Genomic DNA, 11,110 nt, shown 5'->3' with positions numbered 1-11,110 from the left:
CACGACGCTCCCCCTAATACTTGAGCAGGTTGGCGTCGTCGACCGAGGTCGTCCGGCGCGTACGGAAGATGGCCATGATGATCGAGAGGCCGACGACGACCTCCGCCGCGGCCACCACGATCACGAAGAACGCCATGATCTGGCCGTCGAGCGACCCGTTGATCCGGGAGAAGGTCACCAGCGTCAGGTTCACCGCGTTGAGCATGAGCTCGACGCACATGAACACGACGATCGCGTTGCGCCGGACGAGAACGCCGACCGCGCCCACGGCGAACAGCAGCGCGGACAGCAGCAGGTACACCGTGGGGCTCATCGCGCGCCCTCGCCCTCGTCCGCACCGGGGTGGGAGCCCTCGCTGAGCCGGTCGTGGGTGCTGCCGACGTCGGTGCCGCCGTGCCCGTCCCGGCCGTCACCGCCGCGCAGTGCCCGCGCGTCGACCTCGCCGGCCGGGCCGCTCTCGGACTGGACGTCGGCCATGTCGGCGTCGAGGCGCTCCCGGCGGGTCGCCTCGATGATGTTCGACAGCGAGGCCGGGGCGACCGACCCGTCGGGCAGCAGGGCCGGCGTCGCGACGGAGTCGGCCGTGGCGAACACGCCGGGCCCGGACCGTGACCCGTAGCCGGCGAGCGGGCCGCGCAGACGCTCGGTCACCCGCTCGCGCTGGGACGCCGCCGCCTTGTGCGGGCGGCCCGCGAAGGTCAGCACCAGCGCCCCGATCGCGGCCGCCGTGAGCAGGAACGACCCCAGGGCGATGGCGGCGGGATAGTCGAGGAAGACGCTGGACCCGAGCAGCTGCACGTTGCCCCGCGCCTCCGGCCCGTAGGCCGGGCCGAGCCCGGCGGGCTGGACCGCGGTGAGGGTCTCGGCCACCGCGGAGACGGCCAGGCCCGCCAGCCCGACGCCGAGCACGGCCGCGGTCAGCCGCTGGCCGCGCAGCACCTCCACGACCGAGTCCGACGCGTCGCGCCCGACCATCATCAGCACGAACACGAACAGCATCATGATCGCGCCGGTGTAGACGATGATCTGGGTGAAGCCCAGGAACGGCGCCTGCTGGACCATGTAGAGCACGCCCAGCGAGAGCATCGTCATGACGAGCCACAGCGCCGAGTGCACCGCGTTGCGGGAGAACACCATCCCCAGCCCGCCGGCCAGCGCCAGCGGGCCGAGGATCCAGAACGCGACCGACTCGCCGGTGGTCATCTCGCCGCCGCCGGTGACCGGGGCGGCGGTCACGACCGCGTCCGCTGCGCCCGCCAGGCCCACGGCGCTCACCGCTTCTCCCCGGTGCTCGTCACCGAGCTCTGCTCCACGGCCTCGGTGGGGACGCCGTCCTGCGGCGCCGGCTCGCGGGGCGGCGCCATCATGACCTCGTCGCGCACCGCGTCCTGGACGTCGGAGCGCCGGGCCATCTCCGGGCCCTGCACGTAGTAGTCCTGCTCGTCGGTACCGAGGCGCATCGGGTGCGGCGGCTGCTCCATGCCCGGCAGCAGCGGCGCGAGCAGGCGCTCCTTGTCGTAGATCAGGTCCTGGCGGTCGTCGTCGGCGAGCTCGTACTCGTTGGTCATCGTCAGCGACCGCGTCGGGCACGCCTCGATGCACAGCCCGCAGCCGATGCAGCGCAGGTAGTTGATCTGGTAGATCGCGCCGTAGCGCTCGCCCGGCGAGTAACGCTCCTCGTCGGTGTTGTCGCCGCCCTCGACGTAGATGGCGTCGGCCGGGCAGGCCCAGGCGCACAGCTCGCAGCCGACGCACTTCTCCAGGCCGTCCGGGTGGCGGTTGAGCTGGTGCCGCCCGTGGTAGCGGGGGGCGGTCACCTTCTTCACCCGCGGGTAGTCCTCGGTGACGACCTTGCGGAACATCGTCGAGAAGGTGACGCCGAAGCCGGCGACCCCGTCGAACAGGCCCATCAGGGCTCTCCTTCCCGGCTGGCGCCGGCGGACACGGTCTCGCCGCTCGGGTCCTTCTCCCGCGACCCGGCGACGGCCCGCCGGCGACGCTTCGGCGTCGGCGGGACGGCCAGGTCGAGCGGCGGGACGGGGTAGTCGGTGACGATCGGCGGCTCGGGGTCGGAGTCCGGCGGCGCCTGGTCGGGGATGAGCAGGGCCGCGCCGACCAGCAGCACGAGGGCCACGCCGCCGACGATGAGGATCTGGCCGGTGGTGAGCTCCGTGCGCAGCACCCGCAGCGCCGCGACCAGCACGAGCCAGAGCAGCCCGACCGGGATGAGCAGCTTCCAGCCCAGCCGCATGAACTGGTCGTAGCGCTGACGGGGCAGCGTGCCGCGCAGCCAGACGTAGACGAACAGGAACGCCAGCGTCTTGCCGAAGAACCACAGCAGCGGCCACCAGCCCTCGTTCACCCCGGGGATGAGCGACAGCGGCCACGGGGCCATCCAGCCGCCGAGGAACAGGGTCGTCGCCACCGCCGAGAGCGTCACCATGTTGACGTACTCGGCGAGGAAGAACAGGGCGAACTTCAGCGACGAGTACTCGGTGTGGAAGCCGCCGACCAGCTCCGACTCCGCCTCGGGCAGGTCGAACGGGGCCCGGTTGGTCTCGCCGACCATCGACACCGCGAAGATCACGAAGCTGACCGGCAGCAGCCAGACGTACCACCCGGTGGACTGCGCGGCGACGATGTCGGCCATCGACAGCGACCCCGCGTAGAGCACCACCGCGATGATCGACAGGCCGAGCGCGAGCTCGTAGGAGATCACCTGGGCGGCGCTGCGCAGGCTGCCGAGCAGCGGGTAGGGCGACCCGGACGCCCAGCCCGCGAGCACGATCCCGTAGACGCCGATGGACGACGTGGCCAGCACGACGAGGATGCCCACGGGCAGGTCGGTCAGCTGGAGGGCGGTGCGCTCGCCGAAGATCGACACCTCGGGGCCGAGCGGGATCACCGACCACGCGACGAACGCGGGGACGACCGAGAGCACCGGCGCGATGAAGAAGACCGCCTTGTCCGCGAGGACCGGGCGGATGTCCTCCTTGAACGCGAGCTTCAGCCCGTCGGCCAGCGACTGGAGCAGCCCGAACGGGCCGTTCCAGTTCGGGCCCGGCCGCTGCTGCATCCGACCCACGACCCGGCGCTCGAACCAGATCATGAACAGCGTGACCAGCATGAGGCCGGCGAAGACCACGAGGACCTTGATCGCCGTGAGCCAGAACGGGTCGTCGGCGATGAGCGTCTGCGTATACCCCGGCGGGGGGATCGGGTTCACGAGGGGCTCCCGTCGGACAGGGGGCTCCCGCCGCCGAGGCGCACGGGTCCGCCGTGGCCCAGGCCGAGACCGGCGAGGGTGACGACGTCGACGGCGCCGCCCTCGCCCGGCACCCGCGCGGGCACCCAGACGACGTCGTCGGGGAGGTCGGCGACCTCCACCGGGAGGATCAGCGACCCGCGCGGGCCCTCGACCTCGGCGGGGTCGTCCTCGGCGAACCCGAGCCGCCGTGCCGTGGTCGCCGAGAGCCGGATCCGCGGCGGGCGCGCGGTGCCGGCGAGGTCGGGCTCGTCGGCCAGGAGCACGCCCCCGTCGAGGAGCTGACGCCAGGAGGCGAGGCGGAGCTCGGGGCCCTCGTCGATCGGGCCGGCGGCCCCCGGCCGGTCGGGCGCGCGGACCTTGCCCGGCGTGGCGGGTCGGCCGGTGCCGAGGCGGGCGAGCTCGGCGCCCGCCACCTCCGGGGTCTGGGTGAACAGGTCGACGTCCATCTCGACGGCGAGGGTGTCGAGCACCCGGCAGTCGGGCAGGGTCGTCACCGCCGTGCCGCCGACGCGGCCGGACGAGCCGCCGGACGGGTCGATCGTGGTGGCGAAGCGCCGGTCGCGGCCCTCCCAGTTGCGGAAGGTCCCCGCCTTGTGGATCACCGGGGCCACCGGCAGGACGACGTCGGCGTACGCGGTGACCTCGGAGTGCGCCAGCTCGAGGCTGACGACCACGTCGGCCGCGGCGAGCGCCGCCCGCGCGAGGTCGGGGTCGGGCAGGTCGGCGAGCTCGACGCCGCCGACCACGAGGCCCGCGAGCTCGCCGTCCGCGGCCGCGCGCAGGATCGCCGCGGTGTCACGGCCGGGCTCCGCGGGCAGCTCCGAGACGCCCCACGACGAGGCGAGCGCCGCGCGCGCGTCGTCGTCGGCGACCGGGCGGCCGCCGGGCAGCAGCGTCGGCAGCAGGCCGGTGTCCACCGCGCCGCGCTCGCCGGCCCGCCGCGGCACCCAGGCCACGCGGGCCCCGGTCCGCGCGACCAGGTCGGACACCGCGGCGTAGAGGCCGGGGACCTCCGCCGCCCGCTCCCCCACCAGCACCACGGCACCGGGCTGCGCGAGCGCGTCGGCGACGGGGTCGGGCAGGGTCGCCAGCGCCGCGGGCTCCTGGCCGGGCGCGCAGCGCACCAGCCGCCCGCCGGTCTTCACGACGGCGGGGCTCGACCACGGGCCGAGGTGGTGCACCGCCGTGCCCGTCCGCGCGGCCTTGCGCAGCCGCAGGAAGACGATCGGCGCCTCCTCCTCGACCTCGAGGGCCACGGTGAGGACGGCCGGCGCCTCCTCGAGGTCGCCGTAGGTGACCCCGAGCCCGGTGCCGGCGACGTGCGCGGCGAGGAAGTCGAGCTCCTCGCTCGAGTGCGCCCGCGCCCGGGCGTCCACGTCGTTGGTGCCCAGGGCCAGGCGCGCGAACTTCGCGTAGGCGTAGGCGTCCTCGAGGGTCAGGCGGCCGCCGGGCAGGACGCCGACGCCCCGCTTGGGCGCGAGCGCCTCGCCGTCGGGGTCGGCCGGGTCGACCGGCGCCGGGCCCGTACCGTCACGGGCCGCGACCAGCAGGCCGGCCGCACGCTCGAGCGCCTCGGTCCACGACGCCTCGGCGAGCGTGCCGTCCTCGCCCCGGACCATCGGTCGCGTGATCCGCTGCGCGGACTGCGTGTACCGGAACGCGAAGCGGGTCTTGTCGTCGATCCACTCCTCGTTGACCTCGGGGTCGTCCCCGGCGAGCACGCGGGTGACCCCGCCACGCCGCCAGTCGCGACGCACCGCGGCGCCCGAGCTGTCGTGCTCGGCGACGCCGGGCGTCGACACCAGGTCGAACGGCCGCGAGCGGAAGCGGTAGGACGCCGAGGTCAGCGCGCCGACCGGGCAGATCTGGATGGTGTTGCCGGAGAAGTAGGACTGGAAGTCCTCGCCCTCGCCGAAGGCGGTCTCCTCGGTGCCGATCTGCTGGTGCGCGCCGCGCTCGAGCAGCTCGATGAACTGGTCGCCCGCGATCTGCCGAGAGAACCGGGTGCAGCGCTGGCAGAGCACGCAGCGCTCGCGGTCGAGCAGCACCTCGTCGGAGATCGGCAGCGGCTTCGCGAACGTCCGCTTCTCCTCGACGAACCGCGACTCCGCCCGCCCCGACGACATCGCCTGGTTCTGCAGCGGGCACTCGCCGCCCTTGTCGCAGACCGGGCAGTCCAGCGGGTGGTTGATGAGCAGGAGCTCCATGACGCCCTGCTGCGCCTTGTCGGCCACCGCCGAGGTCATCTGGGTGTTGACGACCATGTCCTGGGCCACGGTCATGGTGCAGCTGGCCTGCGGCTTGGGCATCTTGCGCCCGCCCATCTCCACCTCGACCAGGCACTGGCGGCAGGCGCCGGCCGGGTCGAGCAGGGGGTGGTCGCAGAAGCGGGGGACGACGATGCCGAGCCGCTCGCAGGTGCGGATGAGCAGCTCGCCCTGGGGCGCGTCGACGATCCGGTCGTCGATGGTCAGCCGGACGTGCCCCTCGGGCACGGGCGGCAGGTCGTCCCGCTCCGACGGCTTCGCCGGGGCCTGTTCCGATGCCTTCTCCGAGGCCTTCTCCGACGCGGCGGTCACGCGCTGGCTCCGCTCAGTTCGACGATCCGGTCCACCTCGGGGTGGCGCTGCTGGGCGCGGCAGAGCGCCACGAACTCCTCGCGGAAGTACTTGATGCCGCTGGTGATCGGCGAGACCGCGCCGTCGCCGAGGGCGCAGAACGAGCGCCCGAGGACGTTGTCGCAGACGTCGAGCAGCGTGTCGATGTCGGCCTCGGTGCCCTCGCCGTCGACCATGCGGCGCAGGATGCCGGCGAGCCAGTAGCAGCCCTCGCGGCACGGCGTGCACTTGCCGCACGACTCGTGCTCGTAGAACTCCGTCCACTTCATGACCGCCCACGGGACCGACACGGTCTCGTTGAAGATCATGAGCGCGGTGGTACCGAGCATCGAGCCCGCCTCGGTGGCGCCCTCGAAGTCCAGCGGGACGTCGAGGTGCTCGGCGGTCAGCAGCGGGGTGGACGAGCCCCCCGGCGTCCAGAACTTCAGCGGGATGCCGTCCTTCATGCCCCCGGCGAGGTCGAGCAGCTCGCGCAGCGTCGTGCCCAGCGGCGCCTCGTACTGCCCGGGACGCTCCACGTGCCCGGACAGCGAGTAGATCTTCGGACCGGGCGAGCGCTCGCGGCCCATCGTCCGGAACCAGTCCTTGCCGCCGGTCACGATCGACGGGACGGTCGCGATCGTCTCGACGTTGTTGACGACGGTCGGCGCGGCGTACAGCCCGGCGGTCGCGGGGAACGGCGGCTTGAGGCGCGGCTGGCCGCGACGGCCCTCCAGCGAGTCGAGCAGCGCGGTCTCCTCGCCGCAGATGTACGCCCCGGCCCCGGCGTGCACGACGATGTCGAGGTCGAAGCCGCTGCCGTGGATGTCCTTGCCGAGGTGGCCGGCGTCGTACGCCTCGCGCACCGCGGCGTGCAGGCGCCGGATGCAGTGCACGATCTCGCCGCGCACGTAGATGACGCAGAAGTGGGCGCGGATCGCCCAGCTCGTGATGATGCAGCCCTCGATGAGCGAGTGCGGGTCCGCCATCATCAGCGGCGTGTCCTTGCAGGTCCCGGGCTCGCCCTCGTCGGCGTTGATGACGAGGTACTTGGGCTTCGCCGCCGGGCCCGTGGGCTCCTCGCCGGGCTTGGGCTGCGGGATGAAGCTCCACTTCATGCCGGTCGGGAAGCCGGCGCCGCCGCGCCCGCGCAGGCCGGCGTCCTTGACCAGCGCGACGAGGTCGTCGGGCGGGGTGGCGAGCGCCTTGTCCAGCGCCTCGTAGCCGCCGAGCTCGGTGTAGTGGCGCAGCGTCCAGGACTCCGGTCCCAGCCAGCGCTTCGTGAGGACGGGGGTGAGGGGATCGGGCATGTCAGTTCGCTCCCTCGTCGGGCACCGCAGGGGCGGTCCAGCCGCGCTCCTCGGCGAGCCGGGCGCCGGCCAGGGTCTCCGGGGCCGCCGACGGCCCGCCGACGGCCTCGAGGCCACCGACGGCCGGGTCGTCGTAGAAGCCGGCGAGCAGCAGCTCGACCGACCGGAAGTCGGTCAGCGGCGCGCCGCGCGTCGGGTGCGGCTTCTCGCCGCGGCGCAGCGCGTCGACGATCTCGAGCGCGGACTCGACGGTCTGGTTGTCGAAGAACTCGTAGTCGACGGTGAGCACGGGGGCGAGGTCGCAGGCCGCGAGGCACTCGGCGTGCTCGACGGTCGCCGTGCCGTCGGCGCTGGTCTGCTCGTGCCCCAGTGGTCGCCCCGGTCCGCCGAGGCGCTCGCCGACCGCCCGGTAGATCGCGTCGCCGCCCAGGGCCGCGCACAGCGTGTTGGTGCACACGCTGACGAGGTGCCGCCCGACGGGCTCGCGCTTGTACATCGTGTAGAAGGTCGCGACGGCCGAGACCTCGGCGGTCGTGATCTCCAGGGCCTCCGCGCAGAACGCGATGCCGGCGCGGGAGACGTGGCCCTCGACGTGCTGGACGAGGTGCAGCAGCGGCAGCAGCGCCGACCGCGGCTCCGGGTAGCGGGCGATGATCGCCGCCGCCCGGTCGCGCACGCCGTCGAACACCGTCGTGTCGACCGCGCTCAGCGCGGCGTGCTGCGCGGTGGTGCCGCCCGCCTCGTCGATCGCGTGCCCGGGGTCCTGCGGCGGTGCCGCCGGGGCCTCCGGCCCGAGAGCACGGCTCATCGGTCACAACCCCCCATCACAGGATCCAGGCTCGCCAGCGCGGCGATGACGTCCGAGACCATCCCGCCCTCGGACATCGCGGGCGCGGCCTGCAGGTTGACGAAGCTGGGGTCGCGGAGGTGGACCCGCAGCGGGCGGGTGCCGCCGTCGGAGACCAGGTGCGCGCCGAGCTCGCCGCGCGGCGACTCGATCGGCACGTACGCCTGGCCCGCGGGCACCTTGAAGCCCTCGGTGACCAGCTTGAAGTGGTGGATCAGGGACTCCATCGACTGGCCCATGATCCGGCGGACGTGCTCGAGCGAGTTGCCCATGCCGTCGGCCCCGATCGACAGGCGCGCCGGCCAGGCGATCTTGGCGTCCTCGACCATGACCGGGCCCGGCTCGAGACGCTCCAGGGCCTGCTCGATGATCTTCAGCGACTCGCTCATCTCCTCCACCCGCAGCAGGTAGCGGGCGAAGCTGTCGGCGGCGGTGTCGGTGGGGACCTCGAAGTCGTAGTGCTCGTAGCCCAGGTACGGGTCGACCTCGCGCAGGTCCCACGCGAGGCCCGCCGAGCGCAGGATCGGGCCGGTGACGCCGAGCGCCAGGCAGCCGTCGAGCGGCAGGTAGCCGACGCCCTCGAGGCGCTGGCGCCAGATGCGGTTGCCGGTGAGCAGCTTGTGGAAGCCGGGCAGTCGCTCGCGCATGACCTTGACGAACGACCGGATGCGGTCCTCGTAGCCCTCGGGCAGGTCCTGCACGACGCCGCCGGGGCGGACGAACGCGTGGTTCATGCGCAGGCCGGTGAGGAACTCGAGCAGGTGCAGGACCTCCTCGCGCTCGCGGAAGCCGTTGGTCATGCCGGTGAGCGCGCCGAGCTCCATGCCGCCGGTGGCGAGCGCGACGAGGTGCGAGCCGATCCGGTTGATCTCCATGAGGAGCACGCGGATCGTCGCGGCGCGCTCGGGGACCTCCACGCCGAGCAGGCGCTCGGTCGACAGGCAGTACGCCGTCTCGTTGAAGATCGGCGCGAGGTAGTCCGCGCGCGTCACGAACGTGACGCCCTGGGTCCAGGTGCGGTACTCGCAGTTCTTCTCGATGCCGGTGTGCAGGTAGCCGATGACCAGGCGGGCGTCGGTGACCGTCTCGCCGGACAGCTCCAGCACGAGCCGCAGCACGCCATGGGTCGACGGGTGCTGCGGACCCATGTTGATGACGATGCGCTCGTCGCCGGCGGTCTGGTCGACCATCTCGTCCCAGTCGCCGCCGGTGACCGTGTAGACGGTGCCCTCGGTGGTCTCGCGGCTGGTGGCGGCGTACGGGTCGGTGTGCGTGTGGTCGGTGGTGCTCATGTGTACGCCCTGCGCTGGTCGGGCGGCGGGATCTCCGCGTCGTGGTACTCCACGGGGATGCCGCCGAGCGGGTAGCTCTTGAGCTGCGGGTGGCCGTTCCAGTCGTCCGGCATGAGGATCCGGGTCAGGCTCGGGTGGCCCTCGAAGACCACGCCGAACATGTCCCAGGTCTCGCGCTCGTGCCAGTCGGCCGTCGGGTACACGTCGACCAGCGACGGGCAGCGCGCGTCGTGGAGGTCGAGGGCGATCTCGAGGCGCAGCCGGCGCCGGTAGGTCATCGACAGCAGGTGGACGACGACGTGCAGCTGCTGCGGCACGCCCTCGCCGTAGTCGACCCCGGAGACGCCCGAGCAGAACTCGAAGCGCAGCGCCGGGTCGTCGCGCAGGGTGCGGGCGAGGCGCACCAGGTGCTCTCGCTCGACGTACCAGGTCATCTCGCCGCGGTCGACGGTCACCCGGTGCACGCAGGTGTCGAGGTCCGCCCCACCGTCGTCGGCCAGTGCCGCGGCCGCCTCGTCGGCGACCTCGTCGAACCAGCCGCCGTAGGGCCGCTCGGCGGGCGCCGGGGCGTAGCCGGGCAGGCGCAGGCCGCCGAAGCCGGACGTGTCGCCGGAGCCCTGGATACCGAACATGCCCTCGCGGGCCCTGCCGGCGGTGGAGCCGCTGACGTCGCGGCGGGCGATCTCCTGCGGGCCGAAGGCGGTGCCGGCCGTCCCGGGGTTCGACGCCCCCGTCGGGCCGCTCGCCCCGCCGGCGCCGGTGCCCGGGGTCTCCGGCGTGCCCTGCGGCTTCTCGTCACCAGACATGCTCGGCCTTCACCTCCCCCGTCTTGCGGTCCTTCTTGGCGTACTTCTCCGAGGACGGCAGCAGCTCGAGCTTCTCGCCCTGGGCGCGGCGCTCGGCGGCGAGCTCGGCACGGACCGGTCCCAGCGGCTCGTTCTGGATCTTCTGGTGCAGCTTGAGGATCGCGTCGATGAGCATCTCGGGTCGCGGCGGGCAGCCCGGGAGGTACATGTCGACCGGCACGACGTGGTCGACGCCCTGGACGACCGCGTAGTTGTTGAACATGCCGCCCGACGAGGCGCAGACGCCCATGGCGAGCACCCAGCGGGGCTCGGCCATCTGGTCGTAGATCTGGCGCAGGACCGGGGCCATCTTGTTGGTGACGCGGCCCGCGACGATCATCAGGTCGGCCTGGCGGGGGCTCGGGCGGAACACCTCCATGCCGAAGCGGCCGAGGTCGTAGCGCGGGGCGCCCGAGGTCATCATCTCGATCGCGCAGCAGGCCAGCCCGAAGGTGGCGGGCCACAGCGAGGCCTTGCGGGTCCAGTTGACCAGGCTCTCGACGCTGGCCAGCACGATCCCGTTCGGGAGCTTCTCTTCCAGTCCCATGCTTCTAGCTCCAGTCCAGCCCGCCGCGCCGCCACTCGTAGGCGTAGGCGAACACGATGGGCGCGAGGAAGACCAGCACGACCGCGAGCCCGTACAGCCCGAGCGCGTCGATGTTCACCGCGTACGGGTAGAGGAAGACGATCTCGACGTCGAACAGGATGAACATCATCGCCGTGAGGTAGTACGCCACCGGGATGCGGCCGCCGCCGGCGACCGGCTGCGGCGAGGGCTCGATGCCGCACTCGTACGAGTCGAGCTTCGCGCGGTTGTAGCGACGGGGCCCGACGAAGGGCGCGACCGCCACGGAGAACAGCCCGAACGCGGCCGCGAGCCCGAACATGACGATGAGCGGGACGTAGGGGTCCAGCATCGTCGTCTCCTTCCTCCCGGGTGCTGCGCGCCGG

Annotated in this window: 10 protein-coding genes and 1 pseudogene; all 11 read right to left on the bottom strand. The window is 72.8% G+C overall.

From position 1 onward, the window contains the following. Positions 1 to 13: 13 nt before the first annotated feature. A complete protein-coding gene (nuoK, locus tag ACYX4T_RS22350; protein ID WP_476011447.1) occupies positions 14 to 313 on the bottom strand; it encodes an NADH-quinone oxidoreductase subunit NuoK in 300 nt (99 codons plus the stop codon). Beyond that, entirely contained in the window at positions 310 to 1,203 is an 894-nt protein-coding gene (locus ACYX4T_RS22345) for an NADH-quinone oxidoreductase subunit J (RefSeq protein WP_476015345.1), read from the bottom strand. The genes nuoK and ACYX4T_RS22345 overlap by 4 nt, the downstream gene beginning before the upstream one ends. A 182-nt stretch (positions 1,204 to 1,385) precedes the next feature. Next, positions 1,386 to 1,910, bottom strand: a pseudogene (gene nuoI, locus ACYX4T_RS22340) (NADH-quinone oxidoreductase subunit NuoI); the annotation flags it as partial. Further along, positions 1,910 to 3,226: an NADH-quinone oxidoreductase subunit NuoH gene (nuoH, locus tag ACYX4T_RS22335; RefSeq protein ID WP_476011446.1), complete on the bottom strand. Its 1,317-nt coding sequence runs from the start codon at positions 3,224 to 3,226 to the stop codon at positions 1,910 to 1,912. The gene nuoH and the pseudogene nuoI, both read right to left, overlap by 1 nt. Further along, positions 3,223 to 5,772: an NADH-quinone oxidoreductase subunit G gene (locus tag ACYX4T_RS22330; protein ID WP_476015344.1), complete on the bottom strand. Its 2,550-nt coding sequence runs from the start codon at positions 5,770 to 5,772 to the stop codon at positions 3,223 to 3,225. The genes nuoH and ACYX4T_RS22330 overlap by 4 nt, the downstream gene beginning before the upstream one ends. A 71-nt stretch (positions 5,773 to 5,843) precedes the next feature. Next, positions 5,844 to 7,175, bottom strand: a complete 1,332-nt coding sequence (nuoF, locus tag ACYX4T_RS22325; RefSeq protein WP_476011445.1) for an NADH-quinone oxidoreductase subunit NuoF — start codon at positions 7,173 to 7,175, stop codon at positions 5,844 to 5,846. Position 7,176: 1 nt separating this feature from the next. Then, positions 7,177 to 7,983: an NADH-quinone oxidoreductase subunit NuoE gene (gene nuoE, locus ACYX4T_RS22320; RefSeq protein ID WP_476011444.1), complete on the bottom strand. Its 807-nt coding sequence runs from the start codon at positions 7,981 to 7,983 to the stop codon at positions 7,177 to 7,179. Further along, on the bottom strand, positions 7,980 to 9,314 hold the full coding sequence (locus ACYX4T_RS22315; protein WP_476011443.1) for an NADH-quinone oxidoreductase subunit D: 1,335 nt from the start codon (positions 9,312 to 9,314) through the stop codon (positions 7,980 to 7,982). The genes nuoE and ACYX4T_RS22315 overlap by 4 nt, the downstream gene beginning before the upstream one ends. Next, positions 9,311 to 10,120: an NADH-quinone oxidoreductase subunit C gene (locus ACYX4T_RS22310; RefSeq protein ID WP_476011442.1), complete on the bottom strand. Its 810-nt coding sequence runs from the start codon at positions 10,118 to 10,120 to the stop codon at positions 9,311 to 9,313. The genes ACYX4T_RS22315 and ACYX4T_RS22310 overlap by 4 nt, the downstream gene beginning before the upstream one ends. Next, the gene (locus ACYX4T_RS22305; RefSeq protein ID WP_274280270.1) at positions 10,110 to 10,706 is read right to left on the bottom strand and encodes a NuoB/complex I 20 kDa subunit family protein; all 597 of its coding nucleotides are present in this window, start codon (positions 10,704 to 10,706) and stop codon (positions 10,110 to 10,112) included. The genes ACYX4T_RS22310 and ACYX4T_RS22305 overlap by 11 nt, the downstream gene beginning before the upstream one ends. A gap of 4 nt (positions 10,707 to 10,710) precedes the next feature. Next, positions 10,711 to 11,076, bottom strand: coding sequence for an NADH-quinone oxidoreductase subunit A (locus ACYX4T_RS22300; protein WP_476011441.1), 366 nt, complete (start codon positions 11,074 to 11,076; stop codon positions 10,711 to 10,713). Positions 11,077 to 11,110: the final 34 nt, after the last annotated feature.

It is taken from the genome of Actinomycetospora sp. ABD4_176, assembly GCF_056311855.1.
The sequence above is the reverse complement of the archived record's forward strand: the minus strand, read 5'-3'. Positions and strand labels throughout refer to the sequence as shown.

Excerpts from the sequence above, each read along its gene's own strand:
- nuoK (WP_476011447.1), bottom strand. The coding sequence starts at position 313 with ATGAGCCCCACGGTGTACCTGCTGCTGTCCGCGCTGCTGTTCGCCGTG.
- ACYX4T_RS22345 (WP_476015345.1), bottom strand. The coding sequence starts at position 1,203 with ATGACCACCGGCGAGTCGGTCGCGTTCTGGATCCTCGGCCCGCTGGCG.
- nuoF (WP_476011445.1), bottom strand. The coding sequence starts at position 7,175 with ATGCCCGATCCCCTCACCCCCGTCCTCACGAAGCGCTGGCTGGGACCG.
- nuoE (WP_476011444.1), bottom strand. The coding sequence starts at position 7,983 with ATGAGCCGTGCTCTCGGGCCGGAGGCCCCGGCGGCACCGCCGCAGGAC.
- ACYX4T_RS22315 (WP_476011443.1), bottom strand. The coding sequence starts at position 9,314 with ATGAGCACCACCGACCACACGCACACCGACCCGTACGCCGCCACCAGC.
- ACYX4T_RS22310 (WP_476011442.1), bottom strand. The coding sequence starts at position 10,120 with ATGTCTGGTGACGAGAAGCCGCAGGGCACGCCGGAGACCCCGGGCACC.
- ACYX4T_RS22305 (WP_274280270.1), bottom strand. The coding sequence starts at position 10,706 with ATGGGACTGGAAGAGAAGCTCCCGAACGGGATCGTGCTGGCCAGCGTC.
- ACYX4T_RS22300 (WP_476011441.1), bottom strand. The coding sequence starts at position 11,076 with ATGCTGGACCCCTACGTCCCGCTCATCGTCATGTTCGGGCTCGCGGCC.